The sequence below is a fragment of the Bradyrhizobium sp. 6(2017) genome, assembly GCF_011058295.2.
GTDB lineage: Bacteria > Pseudomonadota > Alphaproteobacteria > Rhizobiales > Xanthobacteraceae > Bradyrhizobium > Bradyrhizobium septentrionale.
Window position 1 is genome coordinate 5,169,252 of record NZ_CP049289.2, and the last position, 23,295, is coordinate 5,192,546.

Sequence of the window (23,295 nt, forward strand, 5' to 3'; positions counted from 1 at the left end):
GCAGTGACGACGAAGAGGCGAAGCGTCGGGCTAAGGATTATTTGGACGCACGAAATCATCGAGTTGTGGATCGACTACAAGAGGATCGCTCGTCTGAAGCGTGGGTAAGCTCGAGGTGTGCCGGCCGAGTTGTTTCCGACCAAGATCGCATCAACTCGAAAACTTGAAGTAAGTCGGCGAGCCGGAGCTTTGTGCCCTTCGGCAAGTGCCGCAGGAGCAGATGCCGGGTATTGGCCGCCGGATCCCGTCGCGCTTGATCGGATCGGGCTCGGCGTGGAAGGCTCGCATATCGGCAGCGAACCACCTGGCGACTTCCGGCGGGATCTCGATCGGCTTTCGCTTGATGGACATATAATCCAATAGCGAGCGGATAGGGGGAAGGCCGGGCCCTGGCGCAAAGGTGGTAGCGCGCCGCAGCAATCGCGGTTCGTGGTGGATGGAAATCAGAAAAGGGGCGCAATGTAACGTCGTGGGCGGAGTTTGGCCGCTACAGCCTTCGAAGCCGCGTCAGCCCCAGCTCAATCCCCTTCGAGCTGGGGCACGCCGGACGGGGAGGACGATCTTATGAAGGCAGCACTCTTGGGATTATTGCTCGTTAGCCAGCCGCCCGTACAAATATCAGACGGTGTTCCCAACTTCGATATCAAGGCGCTTTGCGCGGATGTTTCCGCTGACGATAAAGCGTCGGGACTTCCCCAGGATGCGAGTAAGTGCGTGAGTGACGAGACGGATGCGCGGCAACAGCTAAACTCGATCTGGCTAACAGTCCCGGCAGGACCGCGTGAAAGTTGCGAACTCTTGGCGGGGTCAGGGCAAGTACAAAGCTATGTCGAACTCCTCATTTGCCTGAAAATGAATGACTGGGATTCGCCATCGACGGTGCCCCCGCAAAGGCGCAAGCAGGATTCAAAAACGCCAGGTAATTAAGGATTTCCGGGCCCCATCCGCAAAGTGCCCAAACGCGTCGAGGAGTTTTTGCGTGCGAGTCATACGAAATGGATTTCTATCGCTTCTGGCCTTAGGAGCGTTGACCCTGGAAGGTCACGCGCAAACTCTCGTCGCAGCATTGGAGTGCGATTTTCCGCTCGCTTCAACTGACGATTGGAGCGTGGCCGCGTCGACCCTGCAATACTACATCGATACAGCAGGAGGTTGGAGAGTGAACCAAGATTCCTTCTCCTTCGATGGCCCGATAAAAATTACTATCGGTGGAAAGGATACCGCAGCTTCGCTTTCGATCACTATTTCCCGACAGTCAGGCAAAGCTACCAAAACCCTGTCGTCGGAAGGGAAATCCCTTACAGTCAGCGGGGAATGCAAAAAAATGGAATCCTCCGGACGTAAATTCTAAGCGCCTCGAGTCGTTAGCGAGCTTTCAGCCACCGAGTGGTTGCCTCATCGATAGTTGGTGGGAGGTCGGTTCTGACATATGGCAGTTGATGGTCGCGCACGCGTGCGTTGAGAGTGTCTGAGCTGCAAATCCTGAACATGCCGGCCAAGACGCTGGAGGGCTTAAGGGCGAAGATCCGGTGTGCCGAGGCATGGTCGGGCGGAAAGATCGACAGCATCGATGGTTGCGCCGAAGAGATGGCGCTCTCGATCATCGAGGGGATCGAGAACATGGCCGCGGCCGGCACCAGTTAGATGCGCGAAACTACGCCGCCGGGCTCGAAATACGTTGTCCCGGCGGCGTCATTGTTTTCCAGCGCTGGGCCCTGAATTCCCAGTGCCGTCAATTTAGCAGGTACGTGGGCAAATGACTGTTGCAGTGCATACACAGACTTTGAGAAAGAGGAGCCGGCAGGCGGGACAGCGCGCCAGCTCCTCCGAAACGGTGACCGCAAGGCGTTCCGAAATCGGTCCCTTCCTCCGGGAAGCCTGCGCCGACCTGCTTGCTGATTTGCTAACGGCTTCGGTTGGTCAGATGGAGAATAGATATCGTTTTCCGGCGAGGCTCGGCGGGCCCGCCCCGCGGGGATCGCTCTCGTTGTGCAGTCATTTGTGCGCTAGAAGCGCAACATCAATTATTGTTCAGTATTTTCAATTTGATATGACGGAAGGGGTGTCAACCGAAGGGAGCTGAAAAAGCTCCGGAATTTTGAATTTTCGAGTTTGACCCCACGGATCAGTCCACGCCAAGCAGACGGCTACCTCCGTCGGACGAGGTATCGTGACCGTGAGAATGTTCAGTGGTGTAGGGACAGCTCTTGCCTGGCGGGCTAGGTTCAAGAGTGCGTAATGCGTTTGGACATTGCGAATGCTCCGCTCTATGAGCGCAACAACGTTGCGGGGATGTGGGGCGCCTAGCGCATGGCCCTCACTGCTGACGGCAACCTTGCGGGGCTCGCTTCGGCACGAGCTCGGCAATTGGGCCGTGGTCTAGGCCGAGATCGCGGCGGATGCGGCCGTCCAGGAGGAATGGGATCTCGCGACCGAGATCCGGCGAGCTGATCCGCTGGTCCAGCACATGATCGCGGTCGTCGGCCTCTCCGACGAGCAGGTCGACCAACTGCTGATACGCGCTAACGCCCTGGTCTGACCGACACCACTGGACCATCAGAAGACAAATACCGAGCGGCCACGCGTCTTTCCTAAGTCCGTCTCTCCAAGTCTATTGATTTCGGATCGGTGACCAGGAGCTGGAACAAGGCCCGGTCTCCCGCGTACTTCGCCGCTCGTCGGTTCTTTTCTCGTCCGGCTAGTAATATCTTGCCGGACGGGTCGCGAACGTCCCATTCCCAGCCGCGTCTATGGCGGTCAGTCAAGACGACTTCCAACATTGTCGGGACCGCCTAGGCCGTGGTTGGCGACGGTCGTCGCGAGACGTTCACGGCGCCCAGCTTCAGAGGAAATATTGACCTCGAGAGCATTTCTATCGCGGTCTGCTCCTCCGAAAGGCGCCTTTCCAGGTATTGACGCTCAAGGGTTGAGAGCTGGGTTTCGAGCAATCTGCGGTACCGATAGATGTTGTTGCGATGGCTCCGCAACAGCGCAAAATCTTCCTCGGTCATCGTCGTCATCCTCTGACGGTCGCTTAATTATCCTTAAGAATTCGAGGGCCTTGCCCGGTCGAAAACTTAGATCACAAACGTCGACTGTCAAGATGTTGGATGGCCGGATAGGGCGGATGAAAGCGCTCTAAAGCAGGGCGTTAAGGCCTCATCACTCGGCAAGCTGATCCTCTGATTCAGCACATGATTGCGAAGTCGGCCTCACCGACGCGCAGGTCGACTAACTCCTCTTTAACGCCAACGCCCGGGTCTGACCGGCCGCGCTCCCTCGCTCCATCACAAAAAGGACTATCACGATGACCAACGCAGCGGTTTCTGCGAGCGCTATCGTATGCATGGGATCTCGCGTGCAGCCTTCGATCTGATCGTCGCCGCCGAGGCGCGAACCTGGCCCGACACGCACTAACCAACGTGATGTCGTGACGAAGCCCCGGGTCCGCCGTGATCTAGATCAAGGTGCAAGCAAGCGTGTACGCTTCCTATCGACCGAAGTTTTCTTGGTTGGATCAGTTGCAGAGATCCGGAACCGCGGTCGATTCGACAGGTCATTTCCCGCGCGCAAAGGCCGCCGCCGATGAGCCCCTTGTTTGACTTGGATCAAGATGGCTCGACTAGCCCGGTGTCGTGTGTCTCGACCGAACGCCGGTGGTCATCTCCGGTGGGCAATTGATCGGGCGGTGGTCACAGCGGCATGACGGATCTTCTGGCATCGCGATGGATCGGCGATTTCCTGTTCGGCTTTGGTGCGCTCTTCTCCATAATCAATCCTTATGGCTTGGCCTTCATCTTCCTCGACAGGACGATGGGACTGTCGGAGGCGGAGCGCGCAAGGATCGCTCTGCGCGTCGCCGCGTATGCATTCTGCGTTCTGCTGACATCGCTGTTTCTCGGCACCCGGATCCTCAACTTCTTCGGCATCACTATGCCGGCGCTGCGCATCGCGGGGGGCCTAGTGGTTGCTGCAACCGGATGGTCGATGCTTCATGCTCCGCCCGCCGCAGTCGGGGTTCATGCGACGTCGACGGTCGGCTTTGCGGCCGTCCAGAGGATGGCTTTCTTTCCGCTGACCATCCCGTTGACGACCGGACCGGGGACGATTGCGACGGCGATCGCCATCGGGACTGCCCGACCAGCAGACCTGGACGGTCGTTTTTCGTCGTACGTCGTCTCGTTCGTCATCGCATCCGTCGTGACGGCAGCAATCTACCATGCGTATCGCAAGTCGAGTGCGATGGCGCGATTATTCGGCGAAGAAGGGACCAGCGTGGTGACACGGCTGTCTGCGTTCCTCCTGCTTTGCATCGGCGTGCAGATCATCGTCATCGGTGTCACGGAGGTCGCGCGATCGATCGCCGGCGTCGGGCTGACCATCTGATCTCCCGTCGATCGATCCCGGTCGAGGGCGGTGGCCGCGCGGTTGACCTAGGTCAAGCGTCACGGCTGGTCCTCCGATCATGCTGCGGGCGTCAATGGCTTAACGTCAATTAGGGTGACACGTGCCTGGTCAGGATAGCCGCTGGATTGGCATGGCTCGAATCGTGGGAGCGGCCAAAGCCGGATTTGGCGCCGCGATGCTGCTGTCAACCAGCTGTCTCGCGATGGATATCGTGCGTGTGCCCAATCGCACGGGAGATGTCTTGAAGCTGAGCGGCGACATCCGGCCCGGCGATTTTGTCCGTTTTCGTGGGTTTGTAGGCGCTGAGAGGCGCGTGCGTGGTGTCGATCTCGACTCAGGCGGCGGCTCTCTCGATGAGGGCTTCCAGATTGCGATGCTTGCCTATCGACGGCAGCTCACAACCTACGTTTCCGGAGAATGCGACTCAGCCTGCGCATTCATCTTTCTGACCAGCAGAAAACGTTACGTGTCGCCGGACGCCAGGATTGGCGTTCATTCCGTCTCCAATGTGCACGGCAACGAAGACAACGGGACCATTCGCGACACGATTAAGCTGGCGCGATTGATGGCCAAGCACGGGATTTCTCCCTCGGCGATCGGCAAGATGGTGACGACCCCTCCGGGAAAGATGTCTTACTTGAACAAGAACGATCTCGCGGCGCTCAAGGTCATCGTGCGCAATCCCTTCGATCGCATTCTCCGCACCTCAGCGACGCAAGCGGGGAAAGGCACTTCGACGTGTGGCACCGTGTCGAAAGAGGACGGTCCGGTGTTGACTGGCAGCGGCGGAAAGAAAAGCTAGGGGGCGACGCGCAGGCAACTGGAAACACTCATAGAGTCCCTCGTTAGAAGGCAGGCGGACAGGTAGTCGACGCCGGTATCTGCACCTCCCGAGGAGCCGATCATTCGCCTGCGAGAAATGAGTAAGGTAGCAAAGCTTGTGCCGGCGCAAGTGTGAAACTGCGTTTGCGCCGAAGAGGCTGCCAACCAAGGCGGCCTCCTGTGTATCTCAACAGCCTGCAGCGGATGGATCACGCGGACCCAATGGTTGCGGCTGAGCCTCGCCGAAGCGGTAATCCCGCCGGTCGCCCAAGCGCTCCCTCGTGGAACACGTCGTGGATAAAAAACACGGGTCATGGACTTCATAAGTGGGATCAATAACGCTCAGTGGAAAGTACATCCGCCAAACCCGGGGAGGGCGAATGTCGGCATTCCGACCGCCTCGCTGTCGACTTCCGCTAGGGTTCATCTTGACTGCGTTTGCCTTATTCGGAAGTGCCGCGCTGGCGATCGAAAGTCCGGTATCGGAGGTCAAGCGGACGTTACGGTTGCGCGTTCCGACTTCCGAGCTTGACCCTGACCGGACATCGTTGAAAAAACGTGCGGTTCTAAACCACCTGCGCCTGCGGCGACCAGCAGCTATCCCGCCACGCAAGAGGTGAACTGCATCAGGCCAGCCGGTCGCGCAGCGCCTTAGCGTCCCGCAGGACTGGCGTGTCGAAGCCTTCCGTGAACCAGCCATACACCAGCGCGAGGAGGTCGTGAGCTTCCGTGCACTTGCCTTGATCGCGCCACAGGCGGGCGAGGCTGGTCGCCGCGCGCAACCCAAACGTCTTCGCGCTCTGGCGCTCCGCCACAGCGAGCGCCCGATGATAATTCTGCTCCGCAGCGACTTGGTCGCCTCGCGCATTCATCATATCGCCTCGAATTCGATGCAGCTCGACCTCACCGGACCGCTCGTGGGTCGTCTCGATGAGCTGCGCAGCCTCGACGAGGCAATTCTGTCCCTCCTGCAGATCCCCGACCTTGGCGTGAGCCTCGGCGAGAAAGCAGAGCGCGCGCGGCGTGTGCACGACGGCTCCGGCACCACGAAGCACCGAGAGCCCCCTCGCGAGCATCGCGAGGCCATCCTGCGCCTGTCCAAGTGTTGTCAATGAGCGACCATGCTGGAGAAGTCCGAGGCCCAACCAGAGCGGAAAACCGTGCTCGTCCGAGAGAGCGACCAGCTCTTCTGCGTGCCGCCGTGCGTCATGCGGCAAGCCGGCGGCCGCCTCCACCGCACACACCTTGCTCAACACAAAGGCCACCGTAAACGGATGGTCGAGCCCGCGGGCTTCCGACAACGCCTCGCTCACGCGCGCGCGTCCCTGATCGATGTGGCCCAGAAGCGCCAATGTCAACGCCAAGTGACCCAGGCTCGCTGCGTACGGATCGGCCACCGCTATGGCGGCGCAAATCGCGCGAGCGGCCGGATCTCTCAGGCCATCACACAGATCGAGAAGGGCGCGCGCTGTCACAAACTCCCCGCGAAAGTAGCAACTGGCGCCGTGGATATAGTGACCCAGCAGCAGAGCGACCTGATCTTTTCTAATCTCGCCAAATTTCTCCATCTGCTCGGCAAGGGACACCGCCAGTTCGTGCTCGGACCGAACCATATGGAAACCCCATTGGGAATAGAGCAGCGGGACGAGACGATCCGGCCGATCGAACCGCTCAGCGAGCGCTCGCGCCCTGACAAGGGTATCGCCCACCACCGGCGCCGAATAGCCCCGAGCTGCCATCAGCGCCCGCCCCAGGGCAATTTGCAGGTCGAGTTCGTGCTGCACGGGCCGGGAGTTCTCAGGCATGTTCGCCAGCAATTCCAGGCCCTTCTGCAACTGCGCCACCGCTTCCGTCATCGCCGACCGGGCGACCGCTTGCTGGCCGGACTTGAGCCGGTAGCTTACCGCCTTCTCGTTGAAACCGGCCTCGGCACAATGATGGGCCATGAGTTGTGGCTGAGCGGCCACGATTTCAGGGAACTGACTCTCCATCACCGTTGAAATGCGGGCATGGATCTGCTGGCGTCGACCGCGCAACAGCGTGCTATAGACTGCGTCCTGCACCAGCGCGTGCTTGAAGGTGTACTCTGCATCGGGTGGGGTGCCCCGCTGGAAGACCAATTCGGCGCCTACGAGCTGGGCCAGGGCCCCCTCCACCTGGTGCTGCGGCACAGCCGCGACGGCATTGATCAGCTCATGCGAGAACGACCGCCCGAGGGCCGCACCGATCTGCGCAACCTCGCGCACGGGTGCCAAGCGATCGAGCCGTGCCAGGAGCGAGGCTTGGAGCGAGGTAGGGATGGCAAGCCGAAGCACGGGCCCCCTCGCATCAAAGCGGTCGCCGGCGTCGGTCAGCATGCCGCTCTCGATCACCGCCTTGGTCAATTCCTCGATGAACAGCGGTACGCCATCGGTCCGATCGATGATATGTTCGGCGACCTCCTGGGGCAACGCTTTGCCGCCGGTCACCCGCATGACCATTTCGGCGCGCTGTCGACGCGGCAGACGACCGAGGCTGATCTGCGTCACGTGCGAGCGCCCCATCCAGGCCGGCGCGAACTCTGGCCGGAAGGTTATGACCAGCAAGGCCCGGAGGGTGGCCACCCGGTCGACCATGAGTTCCAACAGGTCGAGCGAAGTGGGGTCGATCCAGTGCACATCCTCGAACACCATCAGTACGGGCCGACGCGCCGCCAGTCCCTCGAGCTGGGCCAAGAGGGCCCGAAGCGTATTCTCCTTGCGCTTCTGTGGTGTGAGGCTGAGTGGCGGATAGCGATTGCCGATCGGCACGGACAGCAGGTCCGCGATCAGAGGGACGGCCTCGCTGAGGTCAACGTTTGCCTCCGCAAGCAACGCCTCGAGCTTGTCCAACCGCCGCTGGTCCGTATCGTCACGCCGGAATCCCGCTGCCCGCTCGAGCTGTGAGATGGTCGGGAAAAGCGCGCTGTCCTGATGGTGCGGCGAGCAGAAACGGCGCAAGCGGATGTGTGGATCATCGCTCAGCCGCTCCACCGCGGTCTCGGCGAGGCGCGATTTGCCGATGCCGGGCTCACCCGATATCAGCACGACCGAGCCATCGCCGCGTTTTATCTGCTGCCAGCGGCACATCAGCAGTTCGATCTCCTCATCGCGGCCAAGCAGTGGCGTTCTGCCTACGCGCAAGGCCTCGAAGCGGCTATCGACCGCGCTCGCGCCCATGACTCGCCAGACCGGCACTGGGTCGCTGAATCCTCTGATGGACGCGGTCCCGAGAGCGAGATACTCGAAGAGTCCTTCGACGAGGCGGCGGGTGCTGCCGTCGATGACCACCGTGTCCGGCTCGGCCAGCGCCTGAAGCCGCGAGGCCAGATTGGGGGTCTCACCGACCACCTCATGCCGTTGGGACGCGCCATCCCCGATGAGATCGCCGACGATCACCAACCCGGTGGCAATGCCAACTCGCACTTGCAATCTTGCCCCCGGACCGACATCGAGTCCTGCCACGGCCGCGACCAATGCCAGCCCGGCGCATACCGCGCGCTCAGCATCGTCCTCATCCGCCCGCGGATAGCCGAAATATGCGAGCACGCCGTCGCCCATGTATCTGGCAACGAACCCGCCAAATTTCTCGATCTGCTCGGCGCAGCAGCGATGGTACGCGCCCATGATTTCCTGCAAGTCCTCAGGGTCGAGCCTTGTCGAGAGCGCTGTTGAACCAACAAGATCAGCGAACATCAGCGTGAGATGACGTCTCTCGGCCGCGGTCCGATAAGCTGGCGTGGGTATCGGTCCGGCCTCATCGAATTCCGCAATCGCGCGCAATATCTTCCTGCGATGGCCGAGCGATACACCGATTTTTTCGAGGTCATGGTCGGTCAGATCGCGCAGAACGCTTGGATCAATGTCGTTCTCGGCAAAGCGCTGCGCGTATTGCCCAAGCCCAAGCTTCTCGAGCCACTCCGCAATCTGCTGCATTGGCTCCACCGACATCTGGTTGACGGCCGGTCGAATTTTAGACCACAGCGAAGAAACGTTATCCCGATGTTTCCGGAATAGCACGCCTTGTTTACAGCAGTTCGCCTGCGTGGGCCTTCGATTATTGCCCAAGGTGGTGCGTCAGTAGCTACCAAGAAGCGCATGACATGTTGAGAACAACTGTACGCGCCTGATTTCGGCAGCAAGCACCGTTGCGCGAACAGACCAATGTGACCGGTACCGATAACCAATTGAGCGGGTCCATGAGCCGGCGACAAGGATTGCGTGACGTCCGGTTCTGGCCCTTTTCGGACCTCATCGCACGGTCTGCGGATGTCTGCTCACTGGGGACCAGCGGACTCGGCGGAGTTACTCGCCGGCTCTTAGTTTCCGATCCGAAACACGATCCGCCGTTCCGCAGGTAAGGTCGGTCGCCGGGGCCACCTGGCCAGTCCCGCGTCACTCGAGATGGTCAATCAATCCGACCGCACACCCGAACCGCCGGTAAGGCAAGCGAGAACTGCGCAACGTCGGGAAAAAGCGGCAATATTTTGAGCTGGCACTTTTTGCAGATATCAGAGACGTTTGTGGGGCGATCAATTTCTTACAGGAACGAAGCGCGTTCGGCGGCACTTTTTGCATATCCGGCGCCGTCCTAGGCGGTGCGGGATGATGACCAAAGTGCACACTTGGCGCCGGCCAACGCCGGAGATCCGGTTCACCTGATCCCCATTGGAGACGCGGCGGTTGTCCTCTCGCCATGAGGACTCTTGGGCATATCTGAGGAGATAGGCTCCTGCGATATGGTGGTGGATACCGATCTCGGCACGGCGCAGGCGGGAGAAGTATTCCTCAGCCATGTTAGTGCACGCGCCATCGAGGCTGTATGCCTCCTGATGGTTGATTCTCTTGACCTCGAAACGCTCATGTAGGTTGTCCCATGAGGCCGCTTCATCGGCGTGCACCACTGTCCACTTCGCGATGCGAGCGCGAATGAATGAAGCAGCTTGGCTTTCCGAATTGAATACTGCCGGGACGGAATTGCCGTCACGTTCCCGGACTATCACGACAACTTTGCGCTTGCGTTCTGGTTCCTAGCGAAACGGCAGTCGATACGGTCAGCCTTCATATTGGCGGGCTTCGCACCAGCTCAACTCACCGCATGAGCTTAAACAGCTCAAGGACGTCAGCAAGCCTCAGCTTTGCGCCTTTTGGCATGTGCTGCAGGAGCCGGTGCCGGTGTTAGCGGCGATCTCGTCACGTTTGAGCGGATCGCGCTCGGCGTGGAAGGCCTGCATATCATCCGCGAACTGGCGGGAGACCTCGGGTGGGATTTCGAGCGGCTTTCTGGTGATGGGCATGGGCTAATGTAACGCACAACAATGCCGCCAGTCCCAGATGCGATGAGGCCGCCAACTGAGGCGGCCTTCGACTATCTCTGGCTGCTCCGTTTCCGATTCGCTTCTGGCACCTTCAACCCCTCACTAGGGCAAGACGCACCGAGCAGCGGCCTTCAGCGAAAACTGAAGGGGACGCTGCCTGGGCGATCTTCGAGCTAGCCCTTCGTTACGATCGCAGCAGGAGCTTTTCCAACCGGGTACTTTCCGACCGGGGACTTGCCAACCGGATATTTGCCAATTGGCATCTTGCCAACCGGAGCCTGTTCGGCGACCGGCTGCGGACGAGGGAGGTCGGCCGCACTGGCCGCAGCCACGAAACCGAAAGTCGCAACTCCAACAACCAGAAACTTCAACATCGTGATCTCCGAGATGGTTAGCTGAGCACGAACAGCCTTTACCCTCTAACGGCTACAGGGCAATTGTCGCTGTATCAAAGCTGATGCTCGTGCGGTCGTTTCTTTGCCGGATGTGACAAAAACGGCACGCAGCGATTACTTTGCGTGGTGCTGGATATGGACGACGGGCGAGACCGACCTCGTACAGTCGGCTCAGAACAGTCTCGGTTACAGGAACGAAGCGCGTTCGGTGGCACTTGTTGCATATCCGGTGCCGTCCTAGGCGGTGCGGGATGATGACCAAAGTGCACACTTGGCCCCGGCGTGTTCCCCCTCGCTGGGGCCGTTTCTTTGCTAGATTAAAGCCATCCACTGCGCAGGAACGATTCCGGTTCGGGAAAATTAGGCAATTGGCGGCAGCGCGGCCCCATTGCCCCCAAAGCGCTTTCGCCATCAAGTCCCAGCGCCGCCTTCCCCGGGGCGCTGGGACTTATTCTTTAGAGGCTACACATTGCTCGAACATGCGGCGTTCCGGCTTTGCCGTCGAGTGCTTTGTTGACAGAGCGGCTCGCCAACCTTCAATGCATCAACTTGAACAATTCGAGGATGTCTGCCAGTCGCAGTTTCGTGCTCTTCGGCATATGCTGCAGCAGCCGGTGCCGGGTATTCGCCGCGATCTCGTCTCGCTTGATCGGGTCGCGCTGGGAGTGGAAGGCCCGCATATCGGCAGCGAACTGGCGCGCGACCTCAGGCGGGATCTCGAGGGGCTTCCGGGTGAGAGCCATGCCAGAAAGATAAGCGCCGGAGCAACCAATTGCGAATCTGCCCGAGCGGCCATTTACGAGCAACCGGCGCGCCGCTGAACTGGGACGAGTTGCGAACGCTGACATTGCTGAAGCCCGCCGCCCGCAACTCCTCCGCCACCGCTTCGGCTTCTTCAGCCGTCTTGCAGATCTTGAAAATTTGACGCCCTTCGAGTCGACCAGCTGCCGCGTACAGCATGACGTGCCTCCACCCCCTTCAAGAGATTCTGAGGCTCGCAGCGCGCTCGGTGATTCGGCAAGCCAGAAATGCGATGCAGCCAAAGAGGCGGCCTCGGTGCGTAGCAATCCGTGCGCTGAGTGAGAGGTTTTGCCCGTACTTTCCCGGATTTTGCTGCAAATGCGAAGGGCGCTAGTACTCTCAGTACCGGGGCTAGATTTCATCAAGATCAGTATTGCAGATTTCCGGGTAAGGGGCCGTCTCGCGACACGGCCCCTTTTCATTTCACGTCACAGGTTATTCCCAGCCTGCAGGATTTTCACGTAAGTCCCGCTTTCGTGGATCTCTAGCCAGTCCTGCGCCAAGGCGTATTTGAGACCAGCGCCGTATTCGGCCGGCGCACCTTTGTCCTGATACAAGAAGGGGCCATTGATCTTCTCGATATAGATGCGGCCGTCCTGAACGGGTTCGAACGCTCGAGCGTGCTCCATGAGTCTGAGAGCGGCCTTCTCGGGATTAGCGTAGGGACGATCTGCGGTGAGTTTCATCAGCGGGGAATCACGATTTCCATCCGGCACTGAATGGCATCGCGTGGTCGGTCATGTCATGCCAATTCGGAACGATGTGCACAGCGCCGACCGTGCCGCATGCCGTGCACACTAAACGCCAGCTGACGTGTGACCTCGGTTGATCCTGCGGCAGCGCATCCAGGCGTACATCCACCATCCGATCGCGGCCGCCGTGGCACCGAATGTTGCAGCTGACGTGGCCGTCAGCGAGCCATTCCGCTGGGCTACCGGGCGGGAAGGAGCGGCCGGACCATTTTGTGTAGCGGCGTGGGGGCATCGGCGAATAATCGCGCCGATTGCGCGCGGAGAGAAGCCGCTAGCAATCGCGGTGATGACGGCTTGCTCACCAAGAGATTGGTCAAGGCGTGGAATTAAAGGCTGTCACGCGGCGGCGTCGACGGTCGCGATTACACTGCGCATGTCGCAGGCTAGCCGGCGATAGTGCGCTCCCAGTCGCAAGTAGAGTTCCCGCTTGCTTCCATCCGCCTCCCGGCTAGCGATCACGTCGCACTCCGTGGCGAGACTCTCAAATCTTTCCAGCTTGGCCAGCAAAGGAGTCATGGGCGGATTTCCTCTGAACGCTTACTGAGAGAGGAGCGATGTTCCTGGGATGATGGCTCACCTGAATAACATGGCAACGCCAACGATGACGACGGGGAGCAATCCCAGTACGACAAAGCCCGCGCGGACAAGGATTTCACTCATGGAAAACGCCCTAAACTGAAGGGCGCTTAACATAAGATAAGCATGGAACGGGGGCCTAGTGCAGCTTGTGCCAGCGGCCAAAGGCTTGCCGAATTCCGCTAGTCATTCATCCAGTCACATGAAAACGACAAGCAGGCCGAGCGCGGCAAGCACGATTGAAGCGTATCCCGCGATGGTGGCCCAGTCCCGTGTCATGCCGGGAAGGCTGAATCCGGCGTCGTTCTGACCTTTTGATCTGGATCAAGAGTGCGCGCTGAGGATGTTTGGCCGTCAAGCCAAACGGATGGAAGCCCAGAGCATCTGGCGGGCTACTTTTCAATCGGCGCGGAAGCGGAAGGCGTCGTAAGCGTGGGCACCCAAGATCGCGGCGCTCAGGCATAGCAGCACAACGATTGCGGCTTCCAACATGACACCTTACCCCCGATCAATTCGGGGAGTGGTATCGGCCCATTGTTTCAGGCCGGTTTCGTGCACGGTCGAAAGCGAGCATCCACCTGTCTATCGTGTGGAAAAGAGCAGTGTTGGGCCCAGTGTGTTGCCTAATTGCCCATGGAGCGCAGAGCGTTTTCGGTCATTTGCTGGCGATAGGCCGCGCGCTCTTTGAAGCGCGCTCTCGCGAACATTGCCACGCCGAGAAGTACGAGAAAAGCCACAGTACCGATGGTTGCCATCGTCGTCTCGCTCCCGGTGATCGTCTTCTGGGATTCTGAATCAACCGGAGGCTGCTATCAAGGACAAAGTTACCTATCAGTCGTCCCGTGGGGCAGTCCCAATCTGGCAGATCAGCGAGCCTAAGCCGGCCGTTGTGATGGTCGCACGCGACACAAAACACGCGTTGCGGTCGACGGGACCGGACCAATAGCGGAGATGACGAGCGGGCTTGTGGCGCCAAGGCATGCCCGATTGATTCCGCAGCTGCGGAGTGCATGCAAATTATCAAGACGTTGGGGCAAGGAACAGAGACGAGCTACTGCGCGTCGTGGGTGTGCAGGCCCCCTAGCAATCGGCGTTGAATTCAACTCACAATGCTGAAATTTGACGCCGTGACCGTGGCTGCGCTCGCACCGTTCAGCCAGACCGCAGTGTCGCTGTCGACCTGGACGACGAAGTAAGCGCCGTTCTGATAGGAGTGCGACAGCACATCGGCGAACGAGCTGAAGCCGGTTCCATTCAACGCCACGACATCCGTGGCCGCGTTGAAGTCCTGAACCACTTCGACGCCCGGCACGTCAATGGAGACGAACGTGTTGCTGCCGCCGCCGCCGAAGTAGTAGTTCACGCCGCTGCCGCCGTCGAAGTAGTCGCTTCCCACGCCGCCGATCAGAACGTCGACACCATCGCCGCCATACATGGTATTGTTGCCTGTGCCGCCGTAGAGGTAGTCGTTGCCCTCGTATCCGAACAAAACGTCATCACCCGCGTCGCCGCTGAAGACGTCAGCCGCCGCAGAACCGACGCCGACATCGTTGCCGTCTCCGCCGTAAGCGGAGCCTCCGCTCGACGCCATGTAAAGATAATCGTTGCCACCGTTACCTTCGAGGAGATCAAAGCCTTGATCTCCGATCAGGATGTCCGCGTTCCCGCCGCCATAAATGCTGTCGTTGCCTTGGCCGCCGTAGATCGATAACAGATTGACGAATGCGCCGGAGCCTGAAGAAACCACGATAAAATCGTTGCCATCGCCGCCCGGGATAATATTCTCCCCCAAGCCACCGCTGTAGGTATCCCAGATTTCGTCGTCACCGCTGCCTCCGTCCACGATAGAACCTTGGCTATGAATAGTATCGTTTCCTACGCCACCGTAGGCTGTGCCGAGATTAAAGAAGCCGTCCCAGCCTGCCGAAACGATGTCGTTGCCTTCGCCGCCGTATGCGATACTTCCCCCACCGGTGATTGAATCGTCGCCCGCGCCTCCGCTCATGTTGGAGTCGTAACCTGAAAGCGTATCGTTTCCTTCGTCACCATAGAGTGCCCCTCCGCCGGGGCTCACAAAACCGGAAAAGGAGAGAACGTCGTTTCCGTTGCCACCATATACGACGCTGTCCCGAACTGCTGACGAGGCGAGGGTATCGTTTCCGTCCAGCCCATAGAGTGCGTCTTCTCCAGAGGCCGACGTGTGGCTGTCATCTCCGAGAGTGCCAACATATGTTGTCATCGCAAACCTCATGTTGATTAGACGCGGAATTGTTTTCTGACCGGAACGATCGAAGCGCAAAGATGCCGGCAAGGAAATGCAAGAATGGACGGCGATACACGCGCGCTAACAGGGAAATTCAATCGGAAGGTGTGCCAAGGCGCAAGCCTCCAAAAATGGATGGATTTTTAAGCAAATCAGTGGGGAATGTCCGTGGGCTTGATAACCCGGACCTGAGCTATAGCCGCACCATGCCTGGTCAGCATGCTTCCCGACCAGCGGAGTCCGCTGGTGCGTTGTATTTCAGAACTGACCTTTCCCCGAGCAGATCTTCCAGGCCATAGGGCGCCTCAGGCGCGAAGCCCGGGACGAGATCGACGGGCTAGTCCGGTTTCTCGACAAGACCGACGACTACGTCTCCCGCGAGTTCGAGGACGATGGCGAGGATGAGCCATCCCTCGGCTTCCAAGAGGCGTTTCCAGGCCAAGACCGAGGCCGGGGGGCGGCGGAGAAGATCGCGAGTTAGATCTCGGCACCTTCGACCGCATGACCGACAGCGGCATTCTTCGCGGCAGCGGCTCGGCGCGGAGCGGGTCGAAGTGGATGCTGAGCTAGACCGCGCTGACCACGAGCCCAGCTTGGGGGCAACGGAAACCCATCCAATAGCACCCGCGCGGATAGTGATCGGCCACAAGGGGCCGGGCGCCTCAGCCACTCAATACAGCGACTCCTACGCGAACCAGGAACACTGGGCTTCGTCCCCCACCGAAGACCGCGAGCAGGACGACGACAACGGCATAGGTGACCAGGACGGCTTGCTCGAGCAGGTCGGCGGTTTGATCGGCGGGGGCATGGCATGAGACACGTCACCCGAAGGCTTGGCCTGCAGATCATCGCGGGTGCTGCTGCAGCGGCTCCCGCTTCGGCCGCAACTCCAGCGTTGGCTAATCCCGATGCCGAACTGATTGAGCTAGGGCGCCAGTTTGTCGAAATATCGCGGCTCCGTGATGCGGCCAGCGAGGAGACTCTCCGGCTTTACGAGATCGGTGCTGACGATACGGCGGCGGAAGAAGCGTTTGAGGATGCCATGGATCAACTGCGAACGATCTTCGCTCGCATGATCGCGATGCGCCCCACGACTATCGAGGGCATGCGGGCGATAGCCTCAGCAGTGCTTCACTTCGAATGGGACGGCGCCAACGTCGAGTTCACCGAAGGCTGCGTTGGAGACGCGGCGATCGACGTGCTGATTGCCGGCCTGCTCGATAAGCCGCTTCCGGACCTGCCCGACTGGGCTGCCGCTTGGATCTAACCCGACCCAAGAAAAGACGCCGCCGGTCTCAAAAATATACGCCCGGCGGCGTTTTCTTCCTGAACTGGGACACTGAAATCCCCAGCACGGTCTTAATTGCAGCGCCTATGCCAGCGTGGCTCAGGCCGGCGGAAGTTGACGGCAAGTGGTTAAGACGAAGCCGGTCTTGCTGCATTGCCACTCGCTGCCCAGCGCGTTGATTGAGACAGAATGGGGAGCGGCCATTGCCAGCAAAACGACGACACAGGACAGCGAGATTGCGGTTGCCGCGAAACGTGCCTTGCGCATCCACACTGAATTCATCATGGCCGTCGCTCCCTTCTGGTGCTGGATGACAGGCTGCGCGCGGTTTGTTTCGCGCTCGCTTCGCGACCGCCGAAATGGTGTTTCGTTCACGCGGAGGTGTTGGGAAGACACCGCGGGCATACCCTCGAAACTACGCCGCCGGGCTCGAAATACATTGTCCCAGCGGCGTTCTGTTCTTCCAGCGTTGGGCCTGAAATCCCTAGTGCTGAAACGTTAGCAAAGATCCACGACAGTTCAGTGTTGCTTGGTTCACACAAATTAAGAAAGAGGAGCCGGCGGGCAGGGCAGCGCGCCGGCTCCTCCGAAACGGTGACCGTAAGACGTTCCCCAAACCGGCCCCGTCCCTCGGGGAAGCCTGCGCTTGGTTTGCTAACGGACTCACTTGGCCAGCCCAATCGACTGAAAAATCGACATCGTTTTTCGGCGAGCGACCCAGGTCGCCGATTCATGCTCGGCCGGTTTTCCTTGCTGCCGGCTGGGCTATCGACCTAGGCTGCAATCCTCTGTTTCCAAAGAGGAGAGCGGGCGTGGCTACAGGTACCGTTAAGTGGTTCAATCCGGCCAAGGGATTTGGGTTCATCCAACCCGACAGCGGCGGCAAAGACGTCTTCGTGCACATTTCAGCCGTTGAGAAAGCGGGACTGAGCAGCCTCAATGAGGGTGCAAAAGTGAGCTACGAAGAGCGGGAAAATCGCGGCAAGACATCCGCCGAAAACCTGAGGGTGGGCTGACGCCACTGGCCGGACACAAGTGGCAATGCTGGGAGTCATACATGCGGCTCCCGCGAGTGGTTGGTCCCCCTACCGGGAGTTTGAAGCGGCGACCCTGGCGCTCTCCGCGTCGGGGTCGCAGCCACAAGTGGACCGTTCCATTATCGCCTACGGGCCTAGCCCGAGACCGCGCCGTGAGCACGCTGCATTAGACGGCTGACAGCAACAACGAGATCTGGTCGACCAAGCACCTCGACAAGCCGATCTAAAATCATTCGCTCGTTGGAGCGCGGCCGAGGTTCTAGGTATTCTTCGAGTATTTCTTGAGCGGCGCTTACTGCTTGGAGAGCGATATCTTCGTCCGACATCTTTTGGACTCCGAGTAAACTTTTCGCTTAATCATCGTAAAGTCATACGGTTCCTAATCCGTGAACAGATTCGACATCGGTTTTCGGCGGCATGGTTTTGGGAGACGGGATTAACCCCTAAGGCCTTTGGCTGTGCACCTAAGGCGCAGGGAACGAATGGCTTTTCGGGAATAGACTAGATGCTCTCGGCTCTTGTACTCCCAACCCTGGGCCGGGAGTTAGAATGGCGACCTCGGCGGGGCCGTCCCCGTCGGGGTCGTTCTAATTTTGGGGGTTGAATAGTGGGTTATGGCTCGTGTCATAATTAAAAGTAAACAAGATCAATATCTTGTGTGTTTTATGATCGGCTGATGCCGTTACCCGGACCGCAGCGACCGGGCCCTGCCGACCTACCGGAGAGCGCCTCACGGGCGCCGTCAATTACTTTGGGGCGGCAGCCCTTCGCCCGGGCTACAGCGCCTTTATTCAAGCCTCGACCCACCGGCGCTTGAGCGCCGGGAAACTTCTATTTGCCTCTCGCGATGTTTCCCAATCGCTTCCCAACTCTAAAATCCGGGAAGCAAAAACAATGAGAAACTAACGGTAACGTGCTGTTCTTGCTTGGTGAGCGCGGAGGGACTCGAACCCTCGACCCCATGGTTAAAAGAAATGGGCAATGGGAGCCAAGCGAGTGAGGCCCCGCGCGAGGGTCAAGATGGCCGGGAGTTCGAAACCCGCGCCGTGGTGCTGCCTGGCGACGAAGAAAAGACGGCGGTCTTCGATCGCGCCGGTGCTGCGCACCGAGGAGAGGCGTGGCTTCCAAACGACTTCAACGGGGCGTGGCTGGGATGGTCTCGACCAGGTGCATGACCCGAACAATCCAAGCCTTCATTGAGAAAGCGCGCGAAATCGAAGCGGATGAAGAGCACTCGTCTGCGGACAAATTGATGAGGCGGATGGCAAGACAATGCCGGGGCGAAAGAAGCAGAAATCAAAGACCTAGCTCGGCCTCGACGAGATTCGCCGACAGTCTTCATGGCCTCGCATAGCGGTATTCCCGCGGGTCGCACTCTCTCGTGGAACACGTCGTGGATGAAAAACACGGATCGTGGAATTCATAAGTGGGATCAGTAACGCTCGGCGGAAAGTGTATCCGCCGATGGCGTCCATCGGCTCTTCCAGAGCGGTGGTTGTATAGCGTCTGGGGCCGACGAAGCGAGCCGGGTATCCGTTAGAACCACGGTGCACGTGTGCTTAACACTTCGCTTTCTCGGCCACTTGGTACCTTGATCGTTCGTGGCGCGGCGGCGAGCAGACGATAGTAAGCTTCTCGCTAACCTTTTGCCACGGCGGAATTCTGCCAGTTCGATTTAGTGTTGACCTCCGCGCGCGCGTACTGCGGGCTTTCATCACTATCGGTCTTCCCCCACACAACCTCGTTACTTCAACTATCCGTTGACAAGTTGCGACAAGCGGTGCGCGCCGATCGTCCTTTTGGTTCGATTCCCATGGTGATCGTTTCATCGTTTCACCCCCTAGGATCAGGATGAAACGAAACGGTATGCGGAGGGGAGTAAACTCCCCCCGCCGCGTCGTACTGGCGATTTGAAAACGTTTCGCGTGAAACGATTGATTTGTTTGGCAAATTGCCGTTCCCGGTTCACGACCGTTTCGCGTTTGCAACGACACGACTTTAGCCCCTATTTCGACGGCAATTGAAAAGAGGGTGCAACGGCCAGCGAAACGGTTGAATTCAGCCGATTTAGCGATTTCTGACCATCCGCTGTGATGACCAATTGTTCGGAGAGAGGGTCGCGCAACAGAAGCGTGCCTTTGATCAACTTGGTGATGATCCGGTTCACCTTCGACTTGATCGTGGCCGGCGCCCCGTTCCAACCTGTGCCGGTGGCGATGTCGGTGAGCGACTTTCCGGGATTGGCGTCAATGAACCGGAGCACCTTTATATCGTCGCTGACGGCCTTCTCTTCGCGCCTCGCCACTTCACCGTAGGAAATCAATTCGCAAATGACGGTAGGCATGTGGCGGCCCTTGCTGTTGAGCAACCGCGGGTGATCCGTGATCGTCTTCAAGGCGAAATGCAGCGCGGGGAATTCGGGACCACGGAACTTGCCCACCGATGACGCCACAACCGCCCCATCAGCGTTTTTGACTGCGCCAATGTTGCCATCGACTTCATTCAAGAATGCACCACCACCGCGCGGAACCATTTCGTTAATATCCTTGGCATTCTTTGTCGGATGGCAGAGCACCAGGACGGTCGGATTGCCTGGTAAATGTCGCAGCGAGCGCAGCGCCCGCGCATGATTGCCGGCCTGCACGTTGTCGTTGTCGTTATCACCTTCGAAGAACGCCGCAGCGGTATCGACCACGATCAGGGCCAGCTTGACACGAGCCGCGACGATCTCCCGCTCGATCCGCCCCCTTGTCTTCGAAAGGTGCATGGCGCCAAAAATGAAGATGACGTCGGTTTGCTTCGGATCGATTCCCATCTCCCGCGTCAACCCGAACCAACGCATTTTCACGTCTTCCGGATTTTCCCCGGCCAGATACAGCACCTTTCCGCGCTCTACTTCGAGATTGCCAAGCGGCCGGCCGATCGCAACGTGCGCGGCTTTGCGAAGACCCATTACGGTCTTGCCTGTGCCGGTTTGCGCCGTGAGCGAGTAGCAGAAGCCGCGCTGCAAGATGCCGTCGATCAGATAATCGGTTACAACGAAGTCGTCGCCGAACGTCTGGGGCATCTGCAGGAAGCCGCCCGGTGGTGTCGGAAAATCATTCTCGGCTTCCTCGTTACCGGTTGTCGGTCCCGGCACCGGGTTGGCGGGCTTCGTCCGCGCGGCTTTCTTTGTCCGCTCTGCCATAAATTCCGCCAAGGCTACCATGCCTTGATCGCAAAGCTTGGTCGCTTCTGCCACGGTCTTATCGTGGTTACTCATGCGAGGTGATTTCCCATGTTCGAAATTTCAAGCTCCGCATCGCACAGTTTTTGGTCTGACTCGGAGAGTTGCACTTCCGACAAATCCGCCATGGGAATTGGCGAAATGCCCGCGGCGAACATGGCGGTGTAGAATGCATTTTGCCGCTCATAGATATGCGCTCGCGTCCTGGCCCGTTCGGCTGCTTCGGCCTTTTCGCGTTCGCGCTTCGACAAGCGGTCGTCACGCTGCGCTGGAGTTGTCCGTTGCCAAATGGCCAAGTCGGCTTCTGCCTCTTGCAGCGTCGCGAGCACATCGGTCAGATATCTTGAAAGGTGGTATGCCGATACAACGCGGTTGAGATGATCGATTTCATTTTCGATCACGCGCGGCGGGCACCAACCTTCGGACAGCGCAAAGCTAAGAACACCAAGCCGCTTCTGGATTGGCACAAGGTTGCGCTCGCCGTCGTCTCTAGCGTCCGCGAGCCGTTGCACTACTTCGGCAGTGAAGTCGTCGCCGTTGTGTTCGGGAAATGTGGGTTCGATGAATTGATGCCGGGTGTACGGCGGTGGTGTCATTTTCATTGGTGGGCTTTCTCCGCGAGCGTGCGGCTACAAGAACCCCCCAACTAAGGAGCTTAAAAATGGGGTTGTTTGAAGTATAAAGGAACGGTTTCCAACCGACCTTAGACGTCAAACAGCCCCAACCCTTTGGTCGGGGTTATTTCGTTTTAGGTGGCGCGTGCGGTCTTGGCTTCTTGCCCGGTCACCCACGCATCGTTCGCGGCTTCCGAGATGCGAGTGCAGCGGCCAGCCTTGAAGATTTTCGGAGCCTCGCCTTGCGATGCAAGCTTGTAGAAAAAGGCGCGCGAGAGATCGTGCATCTCGCACCACTGATCGATAGAATAGGATCGCATTGGAATACTCCTCCAGTTCCCATGCGTTTGCGCACGCACGAAGCGGCGCAAATCGCGGTTACGTTTTGGGGTTTTGGAGACGGTTGACGCTTACAATTGTCGTCTCAGGCCGCGGGCGGATAACCCCGCGCAATCACCTCGAGTCCATGTAAACACAAGTGTACTGAATGAGGAGTTAAGAACATTTGCGCTGCGCCGTCATGCAATCTCGCGTGTCAACAGATATTTGCACTCACGCGTCGCTACGCTGTAAACGGATATGCACTCATGCAGTAGTCGGCCCACTCGTTCATGAGAGCGCGGCGCTTTGCGAGCGCCGTTGAGCGGCGATAGGCGACTTCCGTTTCATCACCGACAGCATGCGCCAGCGCCATTTCCGCAATCTCGCGCGGAAACGTCGTGCAGTCGCCGGCCCAATCTCGGAACGTCGATCTCATGCCGTGCGTCGTAGCCGGCGAGTTGGTGTGGCGAGCGATACAATTGGATAGCGTCACATCGCTGACGGGGCGGATTGGTAGCTGCGCAAGGGCTATGGCAGTGAGAGGCACCTTGTGTTCTTTGCCGGCCTTCATGCGAAGAGCGGGGATCGTCCACAGGTCGCCTTTCACTTCGGCGCCAGGGTCCATCTCGCATGCTTCATTGAAGCGACAGGCGGTCAGGATAATCAAACGAAGCATGCGCGCAGCGTCCGATGTATCGCTCGCCAGCGACATCATGAAGCGCGGGATTTCTTCGTAGGGCAGGGCCGGGTGATGCTGCACGTCGGACTTACGGCGTCGCGCCAAGAACTGATCCAGATGGCCGCGCCACAGCGCAGGATTTTCGCCAGTCCGTAACCCTTCGGCCTTTGCACCATTCAAGATCGCCTCAATGCGTCCGCGGACCCGCCGCGCCGTTTCTTTCTTCTCACTCCATATCGGGTCGAGCACTTTGCGGACGGCTGCGGTATCGACGTCACTGACGCGCAATTGCCCAATGTGCCGATAGGCATAGTCACGCAGCGAATTCGACCATTGCTGCCGATGCTTTTCGTTTTTCCAGCCGGCCTCTTTGCTTGCGATGTATTGTTTCGCATAGGCCTCGAAGGTGATCGTGCCAGTGGCTTTCGCCTTCGCCTTGGCGCGCTCGGCCAGGCGATGCTCAATCGGGTCGATGCTGTTCCGGATCAGGGCGCGTGCCGCGCCGGCCGCCTCACGTGCCTGTGCCAATCCCACGTCGCGCATGGGACCAAGACCCATAAATCGCTCTTTGCCAGTGACTGGCGACGTGAACCGGAAGACCCAACTTGCGTTGCCGTTCTTGTCGACGTCGAGCCGTAGCCCGTCGCCATCAGCCAACTTGTCGCCCGGCTTCGCATGCTTCACGTGTGCTGCCGTCAAAATGCCCATCTGCCTATCTCCGAAAGTGTCCGCCTAAACCCACGTCTCACCCCACGTTGGAAACGTGGATTCCGGTTGAC

22 protein-coding genes and 1 pseudogene are annotated in these 23,295 nt (G+C 59.1%); 8 read left to right on the forward strand and 15 right to left on the reverse strand.

From position 1 onward, the window contains the following. Positions 1–564 precede the first annotated feature (564 nt). The 3 genes from G6P99_RS24115 to G6P99_RS24125 all read left to right on the forward strand — a co-directional run bounded on the left by G6P99_RS24115 (position 565) and on the right by G6P99_RS24125 (position 1,644). Positions 565–927, forward strand: a complete 363-nt coding sequence (locus G6P99_RS24115; RefSeq protein ID WP_165123601.1) for a hypothetical protein — start codon at positions 565–567, stop codon at positions 925–927. 52 nt (positions 928–979) lie between these two features. After that, a complete protein-coding gene (locus G6P99_RS24120) occupies positions 980–1,351 on the forward strand; it encodes a hypothetical protein (protein ID WP_156928659.1) in 372 nt (123 codons plus the stop codon). Between the two features lie 113 nt (positions 1,352–1,464). Next, positions 1,465–1,644: a hypothetical protein gene (locus G6P99_RS24125; protein ID WP_035977060.1), complete on the forward strand. Its 180-nt coding sequence runs from the start codon at positions 1,465–1,467 to the stop codon at positions 1,642–1,644. Positions 1,645–2,317: 673 nt separating this feature from the next. Here G6P99_RS24125 and G6P99_RS24130 read toward each other — a convergent pair. Both G6P99_RS24130 and G6P99_RS24135 read right to left on the reverse strand, forming a co-directional pair. Next, positions 2,318–2,509 (reverse strand): hypothetical protein, encoded by a 192-nt coding sequence (locus G6P99_RS24130; RefSeq protein WP_165123605.1) that lies wholly within the window; start codon positions 2,507–2,509, stop codon positions 2,318–2,320. A 283-nt stretch (positions 2,510–2,792) separates the two neighbouring features. Next, on the reverse strand, positions 2,793–3,011 hold the full coding sequence (locus tag G6P99_RS24135; protein ID WP_165123607.1) for a hypothetical protein: 219 nt from the start codon (positions 3,009–3,011) through the stop codon (positions 2,793–2,795). Positions 3,012–3,702: 691 nt separating this feature from the next. Between G6P99_RS24135 and G6P99_RS24140 the strand changes: the two genes are divergently transcribed. After that, complete coding sequence (locus tag G6P99_RS24140) at positions 3,703–4,386, forward strand: MarC family protein (protein ID WP_165123609.1); 684 nt, start codon at positions 3,703–3,705, stop codon at positions 4,384–4,386. Between the two features lie 151 nt (positions 4,387–4,537). Beyond that, entirely contained in the window at positions 4,538–5,209 is a 672-nt protein-coding gene (locus G6P99_RS24145) for a hypothetical protein (protein ID WP_165123611.1), read from the forward strand. Between the two features lie 646 nt (positions 5,210–5,855). On the opposite strand, the gene G6P99_RS24150 is transcribed toward G6P99_RS24145, so the two are convergent. The 8 genes and pseudogenes from G6P99_RS24150 to G6P99_RS24185 form a co-directional block, all read right to left on the reverse strand. After that, positions 5,856–9,182, reverse strand: coding sequence for an adenylate/guanylate cyclase domain-containing protein (locus tag G6P99_RS24150; RefSeq protein ID WP_246709604.1), 3,327 nt, complete (start codon positions 9,180–9,182; stop codon positions 5,856–5,858). A 596-nt stretch (positions 9,183–9,778) separates the two neighbouring features. Then, positions 9,779–10,323 (reverse strand): annotated as a pseudogene (locus G6P99_RS24155) (transposase); the annotation flags it as partial. A 55-nt stretch (positions 10,324–10,378) separates the two neighbouring features. Then, positions 10,379–10,543, reverse strand: coding sequence for a hypothetical protein (locus G6P99_RS24160; RefSeq protein ID WP_165123617.1), 165 nt, complete (start codon positions 10,541–10,543; stop codon positions 10,379–10,381). A gap of 194 nt (positions 10,544–10,737) precedes the next feature. Then, on the reverse strand, positions 10,738–10,938 hold the full coding sequence (locus G6P99_RS24165) for a hypothetical protein (protein WP_165123619.1): 201 nt from the start codon (positions 10,936–10,938) through the stop codon (positions 10,738–10,740). Positions 10,939–11,664: 726 nt separating this feature from the next. Beyond that, positions 11,665–11,919 carry a hypothetical protein gene (locus tag G6P99_RS24170; protein WP_165123621.1) on the reverse strand — a complete coding sequence of 85 codons (255 nt, stop codon included), beginning with the start codon at positions 11,917–11,919 and terminating at the stop codon, positions 11,665–11,667. A gap of 269 nt (positions 11,920–12,188) precedes the next feature. Continuing rightward, positions 12,189–12,446, reverse strand: coding sequence for a hypothetical protein (locus G6P99_RS24175; RefSeq protein ID WP_165123623.1), 258 nt, complete (start codon positions 12,444–12,446; stop codon positions 12,189–12,191). A 1,265-nt stretch (positions 12,447–13,711) separates the two neighbouring features. Then, positions 13,712–13,843 carry a hypothetical protein gene (locus G6P99_RS24180; RefSeq protein WP_256434668.1) on the reverse strand — a complete coding sequence of 44 codons (132 nt, stop codon included), beginning with the start codon at positions 13,841–13,843 and terminating at the stop codon, positions 13,712–13,714. A 344-nt stretch (positions 13,844–14,187) separates the two neighbouring features. Then, on the reverse strand, positions 14,188–15,327 hold the full coding sequence (locus G6P99_RS24185; RefSeq protein WP_165123625.1) for a calcium-binding protein: 1,140 nt from the start codon (positions 15,325–15,327) through the stop codon (positions 14,188–14,190). A 659-nt stretch (positions 15,328–15,986) separates the two neighbouring features. On the opposite strand from G6P99_RS24185, the gene G6P99_RS24190 reads away from it, so the two are divergent. Beyond that, entirely contained in the window at positions 15,987–16,166 is a 180-nt protein-coding gene (locus G6P99_RS24190; protein WP_165123627.1) for a hypothetical protein, read from the forward strand. Continuing rightward, positions 16,163–16,618, forward strand: coding sequence for a hypothetical protein (locus tag G6P99_RS24195; RefSeq protein ID WP_165122988.1), 456 nt, complete (start codon positions 16,163–16,165; stop codon positions 16,616–16,618). Before G6P99_RS24190 ends, G6P99_RS24195 begins: the two co-directional genes overlap by 4 nt. A gap of 120 nt (positions 16,619–16,738) precedes the next feature. On the opposite strand, the gene G6P99_RS24200 is transcribed toward G6P99_RS24195, so the two are convergent. Then, positions 16,739–16,924, reverse strand: coding sequence for a hypothetical protein (locus G6P99_RS24200; protein WP_165123629.1), 186 nt, complete (start codon positions 16,922–16,924; stop codon positions 16,739–16,741). Positions 16,925–17,451: 527 nt separating this feature from the next. Between G6P99_RS24200 and G6P99_RS24205 the strand changes: the two genes are divergently transcribed. Then, positions 17,452–17,655: a cold-shock protein gene (locus G6P99_RS24205; protein WP_165123631.1), complete on the forward strand. Its 204-nt coding sequence runs from the start codon at positions 17,452–17,454 to the stop codon at positions 17,653–17,655. A gap of 2,026 nt (positions 17,656–19,681) precedes the next feature. Here G6P99_RS24205 and G6P99_RS24210 read toward each other — a convergent pair. From G6P99_RS24210 to G6P99_RS24225, 4 genes are all read right to left on the reverse strand, one after another. Beyond that, entirely contained in the window at positions 19,682–20,938 is a 1,257-nt protein-coding gene (locus G6P99_RS24210) for an AAA family ATPase (RefSeq protein WP_165123633.1), read from the reverse strand. Beyond that, positions 20,935–21,504, reverse strand: coding sequence for a hypothetical protein (locus G6P99_RS24215; protein WP_165123635.1), 570 nt, complete (start codon positions 21,502–21,504; stop codon positions 20,935–20,937). Before G6P99_RS24215 ends, G6P99_RS24210 begins: the two co-directional genes overlap by 4 nt. 146 nt (positions 21,505–21,650) lie before the next feature. After that, positions 21,651–21,836 (reverse strand): helix-turn-helix transcriptional regulator, encoded by a 186-nt coding sequence (locus tag G6P99_RS24220; RefSeq protein WP_165123637.1) that lies wholly within the window; start codon positions 21,834–21,836, stop codon positions 21,651–21,653. A 242-nt stretch (positions 21,837–22,078) separates the two neighbouring features. Beyond that, on the reverse strand, positions 22,079–23,224 hold the full coding sequence (locus G6P99_RS24225) for a tyrosine-type recombinase/integrase (RefSeq protein ID WP_165123639.1): 1,146 nt from the start codon (positions 23,222–23,224) through the stop codon (positions 22,079–22,081). Positions 23,225–23,295: the final 71 nt, after the last annotated feature.

Bases quoted from the DNA above. Each gene is read 5' to 3' on its own strand.
- G6P99_RS24145 (WP_165123611.1), top strand. From the start codon at position 4,538: ATGGCTCGAATCGTGGGAGCGGCCAAAGCCGGATTTGGCGCCGCGATG.
- G6P99_RS24215 (WP_165123635.1), bottom strand. From the start codon at position 21,504: ATGAAAATGACACCACCGCCGTACACCCGGCATCAATTCATCGAACCC.
- G6P99_RS24225 (WP_165123639.1), bottom strand. From the start codon at position 23,224: ATGGGCATTTTGACGGCAGCACACGTGAAGCATGCGAAGCCGGGCGAC.
- G6P99_RS24200 (WP_165123629.1), bottom strand. From the start codon at position 16,924: ATGATGAATTCAGTGTGGATGCGCAAGGCACGTTTCGCGGCAACCGCA.
- G6P99_RS24210 (WP_165123633.1), bottom strand. From the start codon at position 20,938: ATGAGTAACCACGATAAGACCGTGGCAGAAGCGACCAAGCTTTGCGAT.
- G6P99_RS24220 (WP_165123637.1), bottom strand. From the start codon at position 21,836: ATGCGATCCTATTCTATCGATCAGTGGTGCGAGATGCACGATCTCTCG.
- G6P99_RS24150 (WP_246709604.1), bottom strand. From the start codon at position 9,182: ATGCAGCAGATTGCGGAGTGGCTCGAGAAGCTTGGGCTTGGGCAATAC.
- G6P99_RS24180 (WP_256434668.1), bottom strand. From the start codon at position 13,843: ATGGCAACCATCGGTACTGTGGCTTTTCTCGTACTTCTCGGCGTGGCA.
- G6P99_RS24175 (WP_165123623.1), bottom strand. From the start codon at position 12,446: ATGAAACTCACCGCAGATCGTCCCTACGCTAATCCCGAGAAGGCCGCT.
- G6P99_RS24170 (WP_165123621.1), bottom strand. From the start codon at position 11,919: ATGCTGTACGCGGCAGCTGGTCGACTCGAAGGGCGTCAAATTTTCAAG.
- G6P99_RS24140 (WP_165123609.1), top strand. From the start codon at position 3,703: ATGACGGATCTTCTGGCATCGCGATGGATCGGCGATTTCCTGTTCGGC.
- G6P99_RS24115 (WP_165123601.1), top strand. From the start codon at position 565: ATGAAGGCAGCACTCTTGGGATTATTGCTCGTTAGCCAGCCGCCCGTA.
- G6P99_RS24185 (WP_165123625.1), bottom strand. From the start codon at position 15,327: ATGACAACATATGTTGGCACTCTCGGAGATGACAGCCACACGTCGGCC.
- G6P99_RS24135 (WP_165123607.1), bottom strand. From the start codon at position 3,011: ATGACCGAGGAAGATTTTGCGCTGTTGCGGAGCCATCGCAACAACATC.
- G6P99_RS24165 (WP_165123619.1), bottom strand. From the start codon at position 10,938: ATGTTGAAGTTTCTGGTTGTTGGAGTTGCGACTTTCGGTTTCGTGGCT.
- G6P99_RS24195 (WP_165122988.1), top strand. From the start codon at position 16,163: ATGAGACACGTCACCCGAAGGCTTGGCCTGCAGATCATCGCGGGTGCT.
- G6P99_RS24160 (WP_165123617.1), bottom strand. From the start codon at position 10,543: ATGCCCATCACCAGAAAGCCGCTCGAAATCCCACCCGAGGTCTCCCGC.